This window comes from Catalinimonas locisalis, from assembly GCF_038039535.1.
GTDB lineage: Bacteria > Bacteroidota > Bacteroidia > Cytophagales > Cyclobacteriaceae > Catalinimonas.
Genome location: NZ_JBBPHP010000005.1, coordinates 199,987 through 220,110, shown reverse-complemented (window position 1 = coordinate 220,110; position 20,124 = coordinate 199,987). Strand labels below are relative to the sequence as shown.

Sequence of the window (20,124 nt, the reverse complement as noted above, 5' to 3'; positions counted from 1 at the left end):
GGAAGAGTCATCAGCATTATGCTCTTTTTTAACATTCAATTTCATCTTTAAATAATGAGCAACGATAACATTAAAGTTACAGTTTACTCACCTGAATCCAACATTAGGCACCCAGGTAAATTACTGAGCGAAATGATCAGCGAATTAAAACCTTCGCATGAATTAGGTGTAAGACTGGCTAACCGCAATATTAAAGCATTATATCGACAATCTTTCTTAGGTTATTTTTGGTCAATAGCACCTCCACTCATTACTTCTTTGGTCTGGATTTTCCTCAGAGATAGTGCGGTAATCAATATAGAAGATCCTGGAGTTCCTTATCCTTTATTTGTATTGCTGGGAACCATGCTATGGCAAATCTTTACGGAAAGCGTACAGGCTCCTTTAAAAGCAGTAACCTCCAGTAGGTCAATGCTCACGAAAATCAACTTTCCCAGAACTGCACTCGTTCTGTCTGGTTTGTATGAAACGTTTTTTAATACACTGATAAAGATAGTCTTGATCATTTCATTTCTTATTTTTTTCCAGTACATGCCTGACTATCACGGCATTCTTTCATTATTGGGAATATTAGCATTAATTGTCTTAGGCAGTTGTATTGGATTATTACTGACTCCAATCGGTATGTTGTACCAGGATATTCAAAGAGGTATTGCTGTCATTCTCCAATTTGCCATATACCTCACACCCGTTATTTATCCAGGGCCAAAATCTGGTATTGCAGCTACACTGATGCAGTTTAACCCCGTAGCTCCTATACTTACTACCACAAGAAATATGATTTTAGGCCAGGAGCTAACAAGTATAAGTGAATTTATTACCGTCAGCATCATTGCTTTTGTTTTTTTTATTGTTGGTTTGTTTTTATACCGCTTAGCAATGCCTATTATCATTGAAAGGGTAGGAAGTTAAAAAGTGCTTATAGATATTTTTTATGTAAACTTTTTAGCAAGTAAGCTATACCAGATATAAGAGAATAAAATTAAATTATCCTTATACTCACAACTCTACTAAAGAATACTAGATGGCATCTCCAGTATACTTCTATTGTAGTGAAGGTCTGTGTCAGAGTTAGGCATACATACTGCTTGCTATTCTTGTGAATGGGATTTCAAAACATGATTAACAGAAGAAAAATATGTGTAGTCACTGGCACTAGGGCCGAATATGGATTATTGTATTGGGTAATTAAGAATCTATATGAAGATGCAGATGTCGATTTACAATTAATCGTCACTGGAATGCATTTGAGCCCTGAATTTGGGCTTACTTATCAAGAAATAGAAAAAGACGGATTTCCTATCAGTAAAAAACTGGAAATACTATTGTCTTCTGACACCCCTGCTGGTATCTCCAAAGCTATTGGATTAGGAAACATTGCTTTTGCAGATGCATTTGCTGAGCTCAAACCCGACATTGTACTTCTATTAGGCGATAGATTTGAAATACTAGCAGCGGCTACTGCTGCCCTGGTGTCAAGAATTCCTATAGCTCACTGCCATGGAGGAGAGTTAACAACGGGAGCAATGGATGATGCTTTCAGGCATGCTATTACTAAAATGTCTCATATACATTTTACAGCTACCGAAGTTTATAGAGCCCGTGTAGTCCGACTAGGCGAACAACCTACTGCTGTGCATAATGTGGGAGGACTCGGCATTGAGAATGTTCATAGGTTAAAGCTTTTAAACAAAAGGGAATTTGAAGAATCTATTTCTTTCAAACTTAAAGAAAGAAATTTATTAATTACTTTTCATCCCGTTACCTTAGAGCATGCAACTGCAGGGCAGCAACTCAGAGACTTGCTCCGGGTGTTAGATGAATTACCGAAGACAGGCCTGATTTTTACGATGCCTAATGCTGACACAGACGGTAGAGTAATTATTACAATGATTCAGGAGTATGTACAAAAACACCCCGAAAAAGCAGTTGCATTCAAAAGTTTAGGCCAACTACGCTATCTTTCTGCTTTAAAATATGTTGATGCTGTTGTAGGTAATTCATCAAGTGGATTATTAGAGGCGCCTTCGTTCAAAGTTGGTACTATTAATATCGGGGACCGGCAAGAGGGTAGAGTTAAAGCAGATAGTGTCATAAACTGTGCTCCTGATTATCAATCATTGAAAAAAGCTTTTGATAAACTATACAGCGCTGATTTTCAGACCTTATTGACACAAGTAACTAACCCTTATGATCAGGGAAATGCCTCTGGAAAAATATGCCACATATTGAAATACCTTAAGTTGGATAGCTTATTGAAAAAAGTATTTTATGACGGGTAAATTAAAAAGTAGTTTTTAGCATTATGCAAAAAGATATAAGAAAATTCTTGATCGGAGAAAACCAGTCTATTTTTGAGGCTCTTGATAGGCTTAACCAATTGTTGACCGACCTAAACCTTTTTGTAGTGAATGAAGAGGACAAACTTTTGGGCAGTATTACGGATGGAGATATCCGAAGAGGGCTTCTGAAGGGCATAAAATTAGAAGAAGCCGTAACGAAAGTTATGCATTCATCCTGCAAATATCTGAATGAGCATGAGATAGATCTTGATAAGGTAGTTGAGTATCGTAAAAAAGATCTAAAAATCTTACCGATCATCAATCAGCAGAGAAAAATAGTTGGCCTGCTTAACTTTAATAAAGTTCACACTTTATTGCCCATAGATGCAGTAATTATGGCCGGGGGAAAAGGAACCCGCTTACTTCCCCTAACTCAAGAAAAACCTAAACCTATGCTTGAGGTAGGCAATAAGCCTATTCTCGCTTACAATCTGGAGAGGCTGCAAAAATTTGGCATCAGAAATATCACTATTACAGTTAACTACCTCAAAGAGCAAATTGAAGAGTATGTTGATAAATTACCAAAATCTGGTAATCGTATTACTTGTATTACTGAAACTCAACCTTTAGGTACTATAGGGGCATTATCTCTTATTGAAAATTGGCAAAATGATTACATCCTGCTCACAAATTCTGACTTATTGACCAATATTGATTATGAAGATTTCTTTCTAGAATTTATAAAATCAGGTGCAGATATGATGGTAGCTTCTTTGCCCTATCATATTAAAGTACCTTATGCCATTCTTGAAACTGACCATAATAAAATTAAGGCTTTTAAAGAAAAGCCTGAGTATACGTATTATGCAAACACTGGAATTTACCTGTTTAAGAAAGAACTGTTATCGTTTATTCCTAAAAACAGCTTTTTTAATGCTACTGACTTGATGGAAGGTGTGATAGAAAATAATAAAATGTTGTGCTATTACCCTATGCTTAATTATTGGTTAGATATTGGCAAACATGATGATTTTAAGAAGGCACAGGAAGACATAAAACATCTAAGAATTTGAAAGAAGATATATTGGTAGTGATACCTGCCAGAGGTGGGTCTAAAGGTCTGCCTGGTAAAAATATAAAAGAATTAGCAGGTAAGCCTCTAATCCACTATTCTATAGAAGTAGCCAGACAGCTATTCCCAGATCAGTATATATGTGTAAGTACTGACGATGAACAGATAAAAAAAATAGCGGAGCAAACTGGTTTGAAAGTACCTTTTCTGAGACCTGCAACTTTGGCAACGGATATTTCATCTACACAGGATGTGATTTTACATGCAGTAGGCTTTTATGAAAAAAGTTCTAAAAGAGAATTTAACAAAGTAGTCCTTTTACAGCCTACTAGTCCTTTAAGAACAGCTAACCATATAGAAGAGGCCCTAACTATGTATAATAAAGAAGTAGATATGGTGGTTTCAGTAAAAGAAACAAAAGCCAATCCCTACTTTAATTTATTTGAGAGTGCTGGAAACGATTGGATTGTAAAATCAAAAAAAGCTTATTTTACCAATAGGCAAAATTGTCCAAAGGTATATGAATTAAATGGGTCTATTTATATAATGAACTTAACCAGTTTAAAAACAAAAAGCATTAGCGAGTTTGAGAAAATAAAAGCCTTTGTCATGGATTCTAAATATTCGGTAGACATTGACAATGAATTAGATTGGAAGATTGCAGAACTGATTTTATCAAATGAGTTGATATAACAATACTTTATAGACCAGTATATATGAAAAACGAAGTACTGATAAACGTAGAAGGCGTATCTAAAAAATTTTGCAGGGACTTAAAAAGGTCATTGTATTATGGCGTTAGCGATATTACTTCTGAGTTTTTAGGTAAGAAAAAGCAGGAAGTGCTCAGAAAAGACGAGTTTTGGTCAGTAAATAATGTAAGCTTTGAATTGAAGAGAGGTGAATGTATGGGTTTAATAGGCCATAACGGAGCCGGAAAATCTACCTTATTAAAGATTCTAAATGGACTGATAAAGCCTGACAAAGGAAAGGTAACAATGAGAGGAAGAATTGCAGCACTGATAGAGCTGGGAGCAGGCTTTAATCCTATACTAACGGGTAGGGAAAATATCTATGTCAATGGTTCAGTATTAGGGTTTAGCAAAAAGGAAATTGATCAAAAATTTGATGCTATTGTAGAGTTCTCTGAAATAAGTGATTTTATAGATACTCCGGTGCAAAACTACAGTTCAGGTATGAAAGTGAGGCTGGGATTTGCAGTAGCTTCACAATTAGAGCCGGATGTTTTATTGATTGATGAAGTGCTGGCTGTGGGTGATGCTGGTTTTAAAATAAAATCTTATAATAAAATTGCGGAGCTTATGCAAACCTCTGCAGTCGTATTTGTAAGCCATTCTATGCCAGTTATCTCCAGAGTTTGTAATCAGCTCACATTAATGGACCGTGGAGCAGCTCAGAATTATGGTAGTGACATAAGTAGTGGCATTGAAGAATATTTCAGCTTGTTTTCAGGAGAAAAATCTTTCATTGAGTACAATGAGTTTGCAAAAATTAATGCTATCACTTTCTCACATCAAGAAGATGATGTAACAGATCATGATTTTATCACCTATGGTAAAGATTTTTTTATTAACATATCTGTATCAGTAGCCTCACAGTTTAAAAATTTTGAAGTGATCCTACAGTTTACAGACAGGGATTTGAAAGTCGTAGGGCAGTATTATTCTTTTGTGGGAGATGGAGGAACTATCGAGAATAAGCCTCCTAAACAAGATATCAAAATCAAGCTGGAGCGCTTCAACTTATCAGATGGAGAGTATGCACTAACCATATTTTTATCCTCAAAGGACAATCCAAGTGGTAACCCTCAACATCTGGCCTGTTATCGAAATTATAAAAAGTTTGCAGTAAGAGGACTTAAGCAAAATATATATGCTCCTATCCATTTTTTAGGAGAAGTAAAGCATTAATTATCACAGGAACTTTCTGAATTTTTTGTAAGATAAAAATTTACAGTAATGCTAATTAGACCTATCAAAGAGGTACTAAAAAATCCCTACTATTTTTTGCTCATCCGCATTTACCGTTATTTATATGGACTCAAAATTAGTAGAGAAAATATTGTCCACATCAAACAATTAGAAGAGACCGTTCATCAGAAAAATGATCTTTACAAAAAAGGAGGCTTACCTGCTGCAGATTTTCAAAACCTGATTAACTACAAAAATTCGGATACTCTTTTTGTACTTGGAAGTGGTGCTACTGTAAATAACTTAAGTACTGAAGATTGGGATACAGTAAGAAATTTTGACAGTCTTGCTCTTAATTTTTTTCTGGCACATCCACATACTCCTACTTTTCTTCAGATAGAGTTGGGTGGCCCACATTTTAGCTACTTCAAAGATCTATATCTAAAAAAAGAAAGTACTTTTAAAAAAGTACCCATTATCATTAGCTTGTACGAAAAGCTTAAAGAGTTTCCGTTTCATTATTTGGACTATATTAAAAATCCTTTTATCTCTTCCCCACGTCGTTTTAACTATTTCTCAGAAAATGATTTAAGAGAAATCTTTAGTTGGTATGAAAAATTCAAAAGAGAAAAGGATTTTTTATTCCATTATAGAGGTTCGCTTATAACAGCCATTTCTCTGGGTACAATGCTCAATTACAAGCGCATTATATTGTTAGGTATCGATCTTAACTCTACAGAATACTTTTATGACCATCCGATGTATCATAGTAAAGAGGTGCTTAATTTAATTTCATACCGTAAAGCTCAAGAGAAAGAGCGATACTTGGCTATTGCAAATCAGTTAGAGGAAATACACCCTACAGCCAATAAAAACTGGGTTAAAGAAAATATGACTATTGATGAAATTATCAAAGTCTATAAAGAAGAAGTTTTGGACAAGAGAAACATAGAACTTTATGTCACTAATAAAAAGTCATTACTTTATCCTGCCTTGGATTATATAGATATCAAAGCATTAAATAAATACAGCTAAATTAAATAGCTAAAAGTTACTTTTTTGTTATAGTCACATTTTCACCTCAACAAATTAGCCATTGAAACCTGACAATTTTATTAGTATTCCTTTTACGACAAAAAACCTTGACGTCTATGTCGTTAGGAAAACAATTTTAAATGCTATAAAAGAAAACTTACCTAAGTTTCAAGGGCAATTGCTGGACGTAGGTTGTGGCAAGATGCCTTATCGTAAATATATTCTTGAACACTCGGGGACTCAAAAATATGTTGGCCTTGATCTAGACAATGCACACATCTATAGTGAGGAGGTACGCCCTGACTATAGATGGGATGGCGTACACATGCCCTTTGAAAATAATTCATTTGACTGTGTCTTTGCAACTGAAGTGCTGGAACATTGTCCGGAACCGGAGATCATGTTAAATGAGATACACAGAGTACTCAAAGAGGAAGGCATTCTCTTTTTCACTACTCCTTTTTTCTGGACTCTACATGAAGTCCCCAACGATCAATACCGATATACACCTTTTTCTCTTCAAAGGCATCTGGAAAACTGTGGGTTCAAACAGATTGAAATAAAAGCCGGTGGCGGCTGGAATGCCAGTCTTGCACAAATGCTAGGATTGTGGGTCAACAGATCTCCTCTTTCCAAGCGAAGAAAAAAGTTATTTGCCAGAATAATAAAACCTGTTATCCATTATCTATTAAAGAAAGATGAAATTCCGGTGCAGTTCAATAGTTCTCAGATGATTACTACTCTCTACGGAACGGCCTCAAAGAAATGAGCATGGTTCATTAATGTTTTTTTAACCTTTACATTAAGTTAGCAATGATCAATGTAGCTATCATTAACCCTTCTCCTAACGCATACTCTCAAACTTTTATCAATGCGCACATACAGAATATCAACGCCAATAAGTTTGTATTGAAAAACGGATACCTACCTAGCAAGGATCATTTAGATAATGACATTTATAATCCTTCATTCCCGGTGAAAATGTTTCACAAGATATTAACACGCGCTAAAATTATAAGTGAAAGTGAACTACACTTAAGGAAATTAGCCAGATACCTTAAGAAAAATAAAATTGATGTTGTATTAGCTGAATTTGGCCCAACAGGTGCCGCTGTATATAAAGCTTGCGAAATCACTAATATTCCTCTCATTGTTCACTTCCATGGAGCAGATGCCTATTGGGATAAATACCTCAATAAGTTAAAAGGTGAGTATAGGAAGATGTTTAAAGTTGCCCAGTATATATTTGTAGTCTCAAGACATATGCATAGGCAATTGATAAACTTGGGAGCTCCCGAAGAGAAACTTGTGATTAATACTTATGGCCCGGCAGATTTGTTTTATGACCTTAGCCCATCTATGAACAAGCTGAACCTAATTTCAGTAGGACGATTTGTGGATAAAAAAGCACCTTATTTAACCTTATTAGCTTTCAAAAAAGTATTAGAGCAATTTCCTAACGCTCATTTGAACATGGTGGGAGATGGTCCCTTGCAATTTTTATGTGAGAACATAGTAAAGAGCCTAAAGATAGAAGAATCAGTCCATTTTCTTGGGGTCAAAAAACCTCATGAAATTGCCAGCTTATTTGAAGATTCATACTGCTATGTTCAACATTCATTAGTGAGTTATGATAATGATACCGAAGGAACGCCCGTTTCCATATTAGAAGCATCAGCTTCTGGCCTACCCGTAATATCTACACGGCATGCAGGTATTCCAGATGTGATTATACATGAAAAGTCGGGATATATTGTAGAAGAAAGAGATATAGAAAGAATGGCTGATTACATGATACGCTTGCTTAAAAATCATTCATTAGCTAAAGATATGGGTTCTTGGGGAAAAGAAAATATTAGGGCTAACTTTTCCATGACTAAACACATTAGTTTGTTAAATGAAATTTTGTTGAAAGCTTGTCATGAAGGTAAGAAATAAAGTTGCTGTATATACTGCTATATTTGGAAACTATGATACTTTAAAAGATCCTCTCTATCCTGAGGTCAAAGAAGAAGCAGACTTTTACTGTTTTACTGATAATGAGGATTTAATCTCGAGTACGTTTAATATCATCATTTCTCATCCTCCACATAATAACCCTCGTAAAAATGCCCGTTTTTATAAAACATATGGGGACGCCATTCTACAGAACTATGAATATGTGATTTGGTGTGATGGTGCAGTACAAATCATAGCTAAGTCTCTGAAAGAAATATTGGCAATGTTGGATGGGCATGACTTTGGCATATTTAAACATCCTGATAGAATTTGTGCTTACGAAGAGAGTAAAATTTGCATGGAACGGCATTTAGATTCTCCCAAAATCATATACCACCAAATAGCAAATTACTGTAAAAGAGGGTTCCCCAGAAACTATGGATTACTGGAGTCATCAGCTTATGTGAAACGAGTAAATGAAAAAACTACTGAGTTTTCAAAAAGATGGTGGAAAGAGATAGATACAATGAGCATTAGAGACCAACTATCCTTCGACTACCTCAGATGGAGCTTACAACCCAAAGTTGTATATTTTGAAGGAACTTTTAAGACCAGTACATTTTTCAGAAGCCGCGGGCATTCTGGAAAAAAAAAGGGCGTAATACGTAAGAATATAATTCAGAAGATCTTGAGTCGCTTCCTTAAAATCTATAAAAACTTTAAGATTAGGATATACCAAAAAAGAATTGATCAGTTAGCATGTTAAACAGACTTTATGCTTAGAGTATTATATCGTATTTCTGATGGGGGAAATCTTAAAGACAAATTACCCCATGCCTACAAATTTTACTGCCTCCAAAATTGTATCAATGCTTTTGGCTCTGAAGGTTTTTATGTTTTTGCGGATAATTGTAAAGAACAAACGTTAGCAGATCTAAGTCAGCTTGATGTTCAACTTTTACAAACTTCTTTAGGCAATGCAGCTTCCTGGCGCAATATAGTACAATTTGCCATTGATAACTTCGGGCCAAACGATGAGGTTTATTTGGTTGAAGATGATTACTTACACCTCCCCGATGCCAGAAAAGTATTACTTGAAGGTATACAAATTGCCGATTACGCTACATTATATGATCACCCTGATAAGTATTTAAATCCCCAGCACGGAGGAAACCCTCTGGTGAAAAATGGGGGAGAATATAGCCGGGTGTTGTTAACATATTCTTCGCATTGGAAAATTACTAACTCTACCACTATGACGTTTGGTACTACCGTAAAAATCTTAAAAGAAGACCAAAATATCTGGTGGAAGTATACGGCAAAAAAAACTCCTCAGGACTTCAAAGCATTTGCCGAACTCTGTGGCCATAGCTATTTAAAAAACAAAGTAAGTTCTCCTAAGCGAAAATTAATCAGCTGCCTGCCGGCCAGAGCCACCCATACAGAACTAAAGCATCTGGCTCCTTTGATAGATTGGTATAAAGTTTAAATTGAGTTATGGAAGATCAAGCATCGGAGCCTTTGGTATACGCTGTTATTTTAAACTGGAATAGTTACAAAGAAACACTTGAGTTGGTTGAGCAGCTTAAAAGTATAACATATACTAATCTTAGGATACTTGTAGTAGATAATCACTCGACCAAAGATGGGTCTGCCGAGCATCTCAACAATACTGCTCCCGACTCTTTTGAGTTGATATGTAACCATGATAACCTTGGCTATGCAGGAGGTAACAACGTAGGAATCAATGCATCTATAGACAGAGGCGCTAATTTTGTCTGGATACTCAATCCGGATATAAGAATAAATGAGAACATGCTAAATTTTATGGTATCTACTATTACTTCTTCGGATAATATAGCTGCTGTGGGCTCACGCATTTGTTTTAGAAACGATCCGCAACTGATTTATACCGATGGAGGAATAGTATACCCTGAACGCGGTTATCAGGTGATGCATTTGCATAACCAGCAGCGCCTTCCTTTGCGTGAAGAGCAAGAGATATATGAAGTAGACTATGCTAACGGGAGTTCTATGTTACTTAACGTAAAAACTGTAAAGGCACTCGGAACATTGAGAGAAGAGTTTTTTTTGTACTTTGAAGAAGCTGAATGGTGCCTAAGAGCTAAAAAGCATAATTGGCGGATTTTAGTTAACACTAGAGCTGTAGCTTATCACTCCCCTAGCCAGAAAGGAGTTAATTATCATTATTACATGTCTCGTAATAGAATATGGTTAGCAAAACTAATGGGCAAACATAAAAGAGCTGCTTTGAAGCTCGAGCTCCAAAGAACTACTACCTATTTTAGAAGAATGATACTTGGTACGATTCTTCATAGAAGTAAAATATTATTTGCAAAATTTCGTGGTATTACCCATGGCTTATTTAGAACAATAAAATAGGGAGATTGAAAGTATTATTTGCATTACCTCTAAGCTCAAATCCTTTTATTGAAGAACTAAGAAATAGTATTTGCCTCAAAAGTACAGAAGTAGAAATTGGGATTCATAATTTCTGGGATACTCAAAAAACATATGATATAATTCATATTCACTGGCCTGAGGCACTTCTTGATTGGAAGGAACCTACTCAAGCTTCATTACAAGCACTTGAGCAAAAACTTTTGTATTGGAAACAGCATAGCAAGATCGTAGTTACCCGCCATAATATTCTTCCCCATAACAATCGTAGCTCGCTATATCAAGATTTGTATTATGTAACCTACAAGTATGCTGCTGCCATTATTCATATGGGGCAAAGCAGTTTAGATGACTACATAAAGAGATATAAACAAAGTGATGAGCTACAGGTCACAAAACAGCAAGTTATACCTCATGGCTTATACACTAGCTATCCTAATGAAATAACGAAAACCGAAGCACGCCTTAAATTAGGCATAGGTAATGAACGTTTTGTAGTACTAATATTCGGAAGAGTACGAAATAGAGAAGAAGCGAAGTTTGCTTTAAATACTTTTCAAAGTATTCAAATAAAAAATAAATTGTTACTTGCCACTCAGTGGTACTTTTCATCAAACTGGTGGACAAATAAAGCTGAAAGGTTTATAAACAAGTATCACCCGCATTACTATTTAAGGACAGAAAGAGTTGAGGTTGAACAGGTACAAACATATTTTAATGCAGCTGATGTAGTGTTTATTCCCAGGCTTAATAATTTAAACTCAGGTAACCTAATCTTAGGTTTTGCTTTTCATAAAGTTGTAGTAGGACCTGACTTTGGCGTAGTGGGAGAAATTCTACATACAACCCACAACCCATATTTCAAAACTGGTGATTTCAGAAGTGCTGCAGATGCACTTACTGTTGGAGCAAACTTAGCTCAGACTGACCAAGGAGAAAAAAACTTTTGTTTTGCCCAGAAAAACTGGAATTGGAATTTGGTAGGAGAAAAACATCTTTCGTTGTATGAGTCTTTATTTAGCTAATGCCAATACTATAAAGTTTGTTAAAAAATAAAATGGTGGATTCGCTCATCGTATTAATTGCAACTGCAGGAGGAGAAACACACCTTAAGGAGACTCTTAAAAGTTTGTCCGCTTGTGTCAAGCCTTCTGAATACAAAAAAACTATTATTGTTGAGAACGGTCCGAGGGGAAACGTAGAAACATTGGTATATAGCTACAAAGATACCTTACATACAGAATACTTCTATTCTGCCATTCCTAATAAAAGCGCTGCACTTAACTTCGGCCTACAATATATTCCTGAGCAAACTTTGGTTTTTTTTACTGACGACGATGTTATTTTTTCTGAGCAACTCCTTGTAGAATATATTCAAGCAGCAAATAAACTAGACAATAACAATAGATACTTTTTTGGAGGTCCTACTTTTCCAAAATACGAAAAGGAGCCCCCGAAATGGATAAAATCCAGCCTTCCTCCTTCTGCGAGAGGCTATACTTACCAAAAAGCCAAATTCAAAGAATCTCTCTTCCTTGGTTTTAATTGGGCAGCATACGCCAGAGATATCAAGGAGTTAGGTGGATTCGATCCTAACTTTGGTCCTGGAACAGTACCCAAGCGTACAGGCCAAGAAACAGATATGCAGAATCGCTTGTTGAATAAGGGTTTAAAAGAAATCTATGTACCTCATGCTGAGATATGGCATTATGTGCCTGCTGAAAGAATAAAATTAAAATGGCTACTTAAAAGAAAATTACAAGGAGGTATAAGCCGTGGTCTGCGTCAGTACCCTAATAGTAAGAGTAAACTCATTCCTTTTGCATTTTTTAGAGAACTACTTGTTAATTTGATCTACCTTTTTTTTTCAATTTTCTCTTCAAGAGAAAAAAAAGTTATAGCATTAAGTGATGTAGTAGTTTCTATTGGAAAAATAAAGGGGTTTTATTCATATAAATCCTTTATGACTTACAATGAAAATACTGATTATCAATAGACATATAGAAGATGTTATTGGAGGTAGCGAAATACAGTGCGATCTTATAGCAAACTCGCTCCACAATTTTGGGCATTCAATATTTTATTTGGCTGTTAACGCAAAGTCCAACAATTATTCAGCCTCTTATCAGGTAATTCCTCAACGAAAAAACTTTGTGAAGGATGTAAAAAATGCTTTAGAGTTTGTCCGCCCCAGTATTGTATATTGGAGGTATAACAAGAAAAACTTATTGTTATCTGCCTTCTATTGCAAATTGTATGGCGCAAAAGTAGTTTTCTCTATTTCCTCTTTCGGTGATACTCAAAGGTTTATATGGACAGGCTCCCGTCCCTTTGAGAACTTACGCAATAACTTCAGTAAAAGTAATTCTTTACTGCGTAAAGTTTATAGTTTAAGGTTCATTAGAGACCCTATCAAAAGTTACTTCAATTTTCTTGGTTTTTATTTTGTGGATGGTATCGTAGGCATACAAAAAAAGTTAACAGGAATTGCTCCTGTTAAAAAACAAATTGCCATATACAATTCAATGGTACCTAACTTCGGAGAGGGCTATGCACACAATAAACCTTATGTGGTATGGGTAGCAAATATTAAATCAAGAAAAAATCCTGAAGCTTACATTTCTTTAGCACAACAGTTACAGGACGAACACATAGACTTCTTTATGATTGGCGAAATTCAGCAAGAGACTTATAAAGAAGTACTGCAAAAAGATAACTTACCTGAGAACTTAATATTTCTTGGCCCTAAGTCTATAGCAGAAGTAGACAATATTCTTAAGTCATCTTTATTTCTTGTGCATACTTGTGATCCAGAAGGTTTTGGCAATAATTTTATACAGGCTTGGTTTCAGTCCAAACCCACTATTACTTTGTACTTTGACCCTGATGATATCATAAAAACTTATCATCTAGGATATCACTCTGGAAGTATTTTACAAATGGTAAAAGATGCTAAAGAACTGATACAAAGACCTGAACTACGGAATGAAATAGGGGAGCGAGCAAAAGAATTTGCAGTCAAAAACTTTACGCTTGAACAAAATGCTCATAAGTTTGAGTCTTTCTTTCTAAAAATAGCTGGTAAGTAATGTCTCCATTATATAACTGAATAGACATATACACTTCATTAGCTTTTCCAACATTATTAGTATGTTATGAAATCTTCATCTCTAAGTAATCTCAATTCATTCTTACAACTTGGTTATTTTTTAGATTTTAAGCCTAAAGATGAATTATTTCAAGACTTTGATGTGGATAAAAGCCGATATGAATCCTCTTCACACCATGAGTTGGTTCATTTAGGAAGTAGCCTTATTCTCTCCGCTATTGAAAAAAACTTCGCATATAATCAAAAACATCTGGTGCCAATAAGTGGAGGAATGGATAGTAGAGCAATACTTGCAGCCTTATTGCAATTTACAGAGGCTGAAAACATTTATACCTATACTTTTGGTACTCCTAATACTTTAGATTATGATATTGGTAATGAAATAGCCGAGCATGTGGGTACTAAGCATAATGCTTTTAATCTACTAAAATATCAGTATACTTTAAATGAGCTTCTAGATATCTCTAGCAGAGTTCAGAAACAGACTGTACTTTTTCATCACCCTCCAATCCATATTATTGACAGCACGTATCCAGATCATATAATCTGGTCAGGGTTTATGGGAGATCCTATTACTGGTTCCCACTTGCCGACTTTACCTGCGAGCAGTTTAGAAAAAGCGAAAGAAAGTTTTATTGCAAAAAACATTTATGTAAAGTCGGTAGATTTAAGAGAGCATACAGAAAGTTACTTTTTTGACTTGATTGATTATTATGGGATACAAGATATTAGTTTAGAAGAGACCTTAGACTTTCTAAACCGTCAAACCAAATTTATTGCTCCCCACGTGCTTATGAAAGGTTATCAATATAAGCTTCCGTTTTTAGACAGAGATTTTGTTAATTTCTTTTTGAGTGTACCTTCTAATTTTAGGAAAAATCAAAGCTTGTACATTGATATTTTGCTTAATAAATTTCCTGAATTATTTTCTTTAAGAACCAAAAATAATTTGGGGCTCCCTTTGAGAGCAAGCAAAAACCGTATTTTAAGAAAAAGAATTAGTAATAAAGCAAAATCATTAATTCGCCATTTGTGGGCTTCTCCTCCCAACCTTAATATTAACTATCTGGATTTTAATCGGGCTATTCGGGAGAAAACTGATCTTAAGTTACTTATAATCACATGTATCAAAGAGTTACAACACAGAAAATTAATCCCTTGGCTCAACCTCGAAGACTTACTTAATGCTCATCTAAATAAAGAAAAAGATATTGCAGATGCATTATTAGTACTTACTTCTTTGGAGATACATTTAAAAGCAGGAAAGAAAATATGAAGATCGTTTATATTGCTTTTTCATTTATTCCTTCTCGTACTGCCAATAGCTTACACGTAATGAAGATGTGCCAAGCGTTCTCCAAGAATGGCCATGAAGTATACTTACTAGTGCCTGATAATAAAGAAGAGTATGAAAAAAATATAACAGATATTTTTGAATTTTATCAAGTTGAACCTGTATTTAAAGTAATAAAACTTCCCTTTTTAAAACTAAAGGGCAAAATACTAGTATTTTGGCTCTTTCTAATATATGAATTAGTTAAGATTCGGCCTGATCTTGTATATAGCCGTTATGTAAGTGGTGTTTTTTTTGCTTCTAAATTAGGTTTCAATTGTACTTTTGAAGCTCATAATGTGATATGGGATGAGGCATCAAGAGATATTTTGCATTTCAATAAGCTTATTCAAAGTAAACACTTTAAATACCTGGTGGTGATTTCAGAAAAACTGAAAGAAGCATATTTACAAAAAAACTTAATAGATGAGTCAAAAGTAATTGTAGCTCATGATGGTGCTGACCCAGCCCCTCCTCACTCTGATTTAGAAAATTGGCCAGGGCGTAAAGGAGTATTACAAGTTGGGTATGTGGGGCATCTCTATCAAGGAAAGGGGATGGAAATTGTTTATGCAATTGCTCCAGCGTTACCGAACATGGATTTTCATATAATAGGAGGGTACGATCAAGACATTGTTTATTGGAAATCAAAAATACCTCATCAAAATGTGCATTTTCATGGTTTTGTTTCCCAAGATAGATTGAGTGCCTATTTACATCAACTAGATATCTGCCTTTTGCCAAATCAGAAAAAGGTAAATACGCATGGATTATTAAAAAAAGATATCGGACATTATACTTCTCCACTTAAAATGTTTGATTATATGGCACATAAAAAGACAATCGTTGCCTCAGACTTACCTGTGCTAAGAGAAGTATTACAACATGAAAAAAATGCTTGGCTGTGCCCACCCGCTAAGCCTCAAGCCTGGATTAAAAGTTTAGACTTTCTTGAAAAAAATGAAGTACTTAGGACGAAACTTGCAGAATGCGCATGGCAAGATTTTATGACCCATTACACTTGGAAGCAAAGAGCAATAAAAGTTTTATCATGATCGAATCTACTCCCCACTTCAAGTTCACATTCTTTATTCTTCTAATTTTTACTATACACAGCTTACATGCTCAAATACCAGCCTTCCCGGGAGCTGAGGGCTTCGGAGCTAATACCATTGGTGGGCGAGAGGGAAGGGTAGTCAAAGTAACTAATTTAAATGACCATGGTCCCGGTAGCTTACGAGAAGCTATTGAACTCAATGAACCTAGAATAATCATCTTTACAGTATCTGGTATTATCAATCTAGAAACCAAGCTAATTATAAGTAATCCATTTTTAACCATTGCCGGTCAATCTGCACCAGGTGAAGGAATTTGTATAAGAGGAGAAAGCGTGCAAATAAGGTCTCATGATATTGTCATACGTTTTTTAAGATTTCGTCCTGGTGATATAAACTTTGGAGAACCTAATCAATGGAGTGGCGTGGATGGTATATCTATCGGAGGAAGCGCTGATGAAACATATAATGTGGTTATCGACCACTGTTCAATCAGTTGGGCAGTAGATGAAAATGTTGGTATGTGGGGAGAACCTCATAATATCACTATCCAAAATTGCATCATTAGTGAGGCCCTCCATAAAAGCATACATCCCAAAGGTGATCACGGAATGGGAATGCTTATCGGAGGAAAAGCAACAAACTTGTCAATCCATCATAATTTATTTGCACACAATAATGACCGTAATCCTCATATAAACGGAAGGTCAAAAGTTGACTTTAGAAACAACATTATTTACAATCCTGGAGGTAAAGCAATTGATCTGAGCGGTACTCCTAAACAATATATTAACCTTGTTAATAATTATATTATCAAAGGACCTTATACAGATACTAGATCAAATATCTTACTTAGAGATACTGTTTCTACTCCTAAATTATTCATAGAAGGAAATGTTGGAATTAATCAAAAATCTCCACCATTAAACAATTGGGTACTCGTGAGAAATTTAGATAATAGAATACCTAATAGTAAGATGAGGCTAAATGAAGAAGTGCCTCATCCTAACATCACTACCTACTCAGCTATAGAAGCTTACTCATTCGTTTTAAACAATGCAGGAGCAATACTACCTATCAGAGATGCAGTAGACCGGAAGGTTATATATGATATGGAAAACCGCAAGGGAAGTTTAGTAAACTCTAAGAATCATTTATTAGAATGGCCTACACTCAGAGAAGGAATCCCCTTTATTGATAGTGACGAAGATGGTATGCCCGACCATTGGGAAGAGAGCTTTAATCTTAACGCACTAGAAGATGACAGCTTTCTAGATAATGATAATGATGGCTATGTAAATATTGAGGAGTACTTGAACAAGACCAATCCCAATAGTAATGAAGATACTATTTCAAGCATATCACTCTTATCCGAGTCTACAGAATATAATAATTATTACTCTAATTTAGTTTTTGGTATAGACAAATTATATCCTAACCCTCTTATGGATACAGATACTACTACTATGGAGTTTACCATTAATAAACCCTCTAAAGTAGCTCTAAAAGTTTTTGATGAAGATGGAAGGGAGATAGCTGAGCTCGTAGAGGGTTTTTTATATGAGGGTAAATATGTAATTGGCTGGGATACTACAGGTCTGGAACCAGGAATGTATATTGTTAGTCTTATCTCCAAAGAAGAAGCTAAAAGTATTAAAGCTATCATTAATCAATGAAAATATGCTTTCTTGTTCCAAGTCTAGTAGCAGGAGGGGCTGAGCATGTAATGAGTCACATGGCTAATTTTTGGGCAAATAAGAGTTATTCTGTCAGTATCATTACTTTAAATCACCCTCAAGAAACACCTTTTTATCCATTGGAAGAGGGCGTAGATCTGATTCAACTCAATCTTTTAGAAAAAGGTAACAGCTTTCAAAAGGCTGTGTTATTCTTCAAGCAATGGAATGCTATTCGTAGAGAAATTAACATAATTAAGCCGAATGTATTGATCGCATTTTTAGATATCACTATTCTTTTAGCATTGACTGTTCGTCCTTTTATACAAGCTAAAGTAATTGTTTCTGAGCGTAACAATCCTTATTTAAATGAGACTAACCCCCTTTTAAAAAAAATTAACCATTTTTTATACAGGTTTAGTGACCAACTTGTACTTCAAACAAATCAAATTGCCCATACTTTTCCGCACCACCTGCAAAATAAAATCCGAATTATTCCAAACCCAGTCCTCCCTCCTTCTCATAAGCTACAGGACAAAAGTCAAGAACAATCCACCCATACTATCATCAGCATGGGAAGGCTCAAATGGCAAAAAGGTTATGATATTCTTATTAAAGCTTTCGCCCCTTTGGCAAAAGCACATAAAGAATGGTCTCTTGTCATTATTGGAGAAGGAGATGAGCGCCATCATTTAGAATCATTATGCAGGCAAGAAGGAGTATCAGAACAAGTACAATTAGTAGGAAGAAGGTATAATCCATACGACATGTTAAAGGAAGCTTCAGTTTTTGTGCTTTCTTCTCGTTTTGAAGGCTTTCCCAATGCGCTTTGTGAGGCAATGGCAATTGGTTTACCTTGTGTTGCTACACAATGCCAGTTTGGCCCAGAAGAAATTATAGAGCATAACGTTAACGGAATATTAGTAAAGGTAAATGACGAGATAGCATTGCGAAATGCACTGGAGTTGTTGATAGAATCCTCAACACTAAGAAAAAAGCTAGGAGAACATGCTTTAAAAATCACTGAGCGATTTGCATTAGCAAAAGTTATGAATCAGTGGGAACTCCTTATTGAAAACACATAAGCATTATTATGAAAATTGCATTGCTCACATCCTCATATCACCCCTATTACAAAGGAGGAGGTGAGTACTCTATAAAACGTCTTGCTGAAGGCTTACTGAGTCATAATCTGGACGTATTTGTAATAACAGCATTTCAGCAAGAAAAGCAAGAGAAAATTAATGGATTAGAAGTATTTAGAATAAAGCATCCAAATATTTACTGGTCATTTGAGTCCGAGCATAAACCTGTCTACCAAAAGTTAGTATGGCATGCAGTTGAAGCTTATAATCCTAGCGTTGCTCCTCCTTTGATTCAGATTCTAAATAAAGAAAAACCGGATGTTTTGCATATTCGCAATGTTGAAGATTTTTCACCTTATGCCTGTAAAGTAGCAAAAAAGTTAGGCATACCAGTAGTAGTGACGTTGAATAGCTATACATGGTTATGCCCCAAAGCAACCATGTTCAGAAATGGAAAGAATTGCCCTCAACAATGTATAGATTGTAAGCTGATTACTTATCCTAAAAAGCAACTGAGCAAGTATGTAGATTTCGTAGTTGGCGTCAGTCAATTTATGATTGATATACATACTTCCTACCAATACTTTCCAAATGCTCAAAAAGAAGTTGTTTATACCTCTTCCAACTTAGATATCCTAAATCTTCCTATACATCAAAATGGGTATACTACTTTTGGTTACATAGGTAGGCTTCACCCTACTAAAGGAGTAGAACAGATTATTGAGGCTTTTATTAGCTCCTCTTCCACACAAAGTAAGTTGTTTGTAGCAGGTGAAGGTCCTGAAGAATACGTTAAACAATGCAAGGAACTTGCAGCAGGCCATGAGAATATTGTCTTTTTGGGTAAGTATGATGCAAAAGAGTTTTATGAAAAAGTAGATGTTGTAATTATCAGTTCAATATGGCATGAACCTTTTCCCAGAGTATTAGTTGAATCATACTCTTTTGGCAGACCTGTAATAGCTTCTAACACTGGAGGTACTCATGAAATGGTGGTTGATGATAAAACCGGGCTAGTATTTGATCCACAACTCCCCAACCAATTAGTTAATTGCTTAGTAAAGTTTTCACAAATGAATGAGGTGCAACTGCAAATTATGCAGGAAAACATTTCCGTATTTTTCCAGGATAATTTTAAAGATGAAAACGAAAGGTATATAAGTATTTATCGTTCTTTAATTTCTTAA

Annotated in this window: 19 protein-coding genes; all 19 read left to right on the top strand. The window is 35.4% G+C overall.

Annotated features, from left to right (window positions below; all coding sequences use genetic code 11):
• Nucleotides 1-54 precede the first annotated feature (54 nt).
• The 19 genes from WJR50_RS09635 to WJR50_RS09545 all read left to right on the top strand — a co-directional run bounded on the left by WJR50_RS09635 (nt 55) and on the right by WJR50_RS09545 (nt 20,124).
• Nucleotides 55-912 carry an ABC transporter permease gene (locus WJR50_RS09635; RefSeq protein WP_341293048.1) on the top strand — a complete coding sequence of 286 codons (858 nt, stop codon included), beginning with the start codon at nt 55-57 and terminating at the stop codon, nt 910-912.
• A 206-nt stretch (nt 913-1,118) separates the two neighbouring features.
• Complete coding sequence (neuC, locus tag WJR50_RS09630; protein WP_341293047.1) at nt 1,119-2,282, top strand: UDP-N-acetylglucosamine 2-epimerase; 1,164 nt, start codon at nt 1,119-1,121, stop codon at nt 2,280-2,282.
• 23 nt (nt 2,283-2,305) lie between these two features.
• The gene (locus tag WJR50_RS09625; protein ID WP_341293046.1) at nt 2,306-3,355 is read left to right on the top strand and encodes a nucleotidyltransferase family protein; all 1,050 of its coding nucleotides are present in this window, start codon (nt 2,306-2,308) and stop codon (nt 3,353-3,355) included.
• Nucleotides 3,352-4,047, top strand: a complete 696-nt coding sequence (locus tag WJR50_RS09620; protein ID WP_341293045.1) for an acylneuraminate cytidylyltransferase family protein — start codon at nt 3,352-3,354, stop codon at nt 4,045-4,047. Before WJR50_RS09625 ends, WJR50_RS09620 begins: the two co-directional genes overlap by 4 nt.
• A gap of 23 nt (nt 4,048-4,070) precedes the next feature.
• Complete coding sequence (locus WJR50_RS09615; protein WP_341293044.1) at nt 4,071-5,285, top strand: ABC transporter ATP-binding protein; 1,215 nt, start codon at nt 4,071-4,073, stop codon at nt 5,283-5,285.
• Between the two features lie 48 nt (nt 5,286-5,333).
• On the top strand, nt 5,334-6,320 hold the full coding sequence (locus tag WJR50_RS09610) for a hypothetical protein (RefSeq protein ID WP_341293043.1): 987 nt from the start codon (nt 5,334-5,336) through the stop codon (nt 6,318-6,320).
• A gap of 61 nt (nt 6,321-6,381) precedes the next feature.
• On the top strand, nt 6,382-7,089 hold the full coding sequence (locus tag WJR50_RS09605; protein ID WP_341293042.1) for a class I SAM-dependent methyltransferase: 708 nt from the start codon (nt 6,382-6,384) through the stop codon (nt 7,087-7,089).
• Between the two features lie 44 nt (nt 7,090-7,133).
• Nucleotides 7,134-8,258: a glycosyltransferase gene (locus WJR50_RS09600; protein WP_341293041.1), complete on the top strand. Its 1,125-nt coding sequence runs from the start codon at nt 7,134-7,136 to the stop codon at nt 8,256-8,258.
• The gene (locus WJR50_RS09595; RefSeq protein ID WP_341293040.1) at nt 8,242-9,024 is read left to right on the top strand and encodes a glycosyltransferase domain-containing protein; all 783 of its coding nucleotides are present in this window, start codon (nt 8,242-8,244) and stop codon (nt 9,022-9,024) included. Before WJR50_RS09600 ends, WJR50_RS09595 begins: the two co-directional genes overlap by 17 nt.
• A gap of 9 nt (nt 9,025-9,033) precedes the next feature.
• The gene (locus WJR50_RS09590; protein ID WP_341293039.1) at nt 9,034-9,747 is read left to right on the top strand and encodes a hypothetical protein; all 714 of its coding nucleotides are present in this window, start codon (nt 9,034-9,036) and stop codon (nt 9,745-9,747) included.
• 8 nt (nt 9,748-9,755) lie between these two features.
• Complete coding sequence (locus WJR50_RS09585) at nt 9,756-10,661, top strand: glycosyltransferase family 2 protein (RefSeq protein ID WP_341293038.1); 906 nt, start codon at nt 9,756-9,758, stop codon at nt 10,659-10,661.
• Nucleotides 10,662-10,666: 5 nt separating this feature from the next.
• A complete protein-coding gene (locus tag WJR50_RS09580; protein WP_341293037.1) occupies nt 10,667-11,704 on the top strand; it encodes a glycosyltransferase family protein in 1,038 nt (345 codons plus the stop codon).
• A 17-nt stretch (nt 11,705-11,721) separates the two neighbouring features.
• Nucleotides 11,722-12,675 (top strand): glycosyltransferase family 2 protein, encoded by a 954-nt coding sequence (locus tag WJR50_RS09575; RefSeq protein WP_341293036.1) that lies wholly within the window; start codon nt 11,722-11,724, stop codon nt 12,673-12,675.
• 157 nt (nt 12,676-12,832) lie between these two features.
• A complete protein-coding gene (locus tag WJR50_RS09570; protein ID WP_341293035.1) occupies nt 12,833-13,768 on the top strand; it encodes a glycosyltransferase family 4 protein in 936 nt (311 codons plus the stop codon).
• A 66-nt stretch (nt 13,769-13,834) separates the two neighbouring features.
• Nucleotides 13,835-15,064: an asparagine synthase-related protein gene (locus WJR50_RS09565; protein WP_341293034.1), complete on the top strand. Its 1,230-nt coding sequence runs from the start codon at nt 13,835-13,837 to the stop codon at nt 15,062-15,064.
• The gene (locus WJR50_RS09560) at nt 15,061-16,176 is read left to right on the top strand and encodes a glycosyltransferase (protein WP_341293033.1); all 1,116 of its coding nucleotides are present in this window, start codon (nt 15,061-15,063) and stop codon (nt 16,174-16,176) included. Before WJR50_RS09565 ends, WJR50_RS09560 begins: the two co-directional genes overlap by 4 nt.
• On the top strand, nt 16,173-17,852 hold the full coding sequence (locus tag WJR50_RS09555) for a T9SS type A sorting domain-containing protein (protein ID WP_341293032.1): 1,680 nt from the start codon (nt 16,173-16,175) through the stop codon (nt 17,850-17,852). Before WJR50_RS09560 ends, WJR50_RS09555 begins: the two co-directional genes overlap by 4 nt.
• Complete coding sequence (locus WJR50_RS09550; protein WP_341293031.1) at nt 17,849-18,937, top strand: glycosyltransferase family 4 protein; 1,089 nt, start codon at nt 17,849-17,851, stop codon at nt 18,935-18,937. Before WJR50_RS09555 ends, WJR50_RS09550 begins: the two co-directional genes overlap by 4 nt.
• Before the next feature lie 8 nt (nt 18,938-18,945).
• Nucleotides 18,946-20,124, top strand: coding sequence for a glycosyltransferase family 4 protein (locus WJR50_RS09545; protein ID WP_341293030.1), 1,179 nt, complete (start codon nt 18,946-18,948; stop codon nt 20,122-20,124).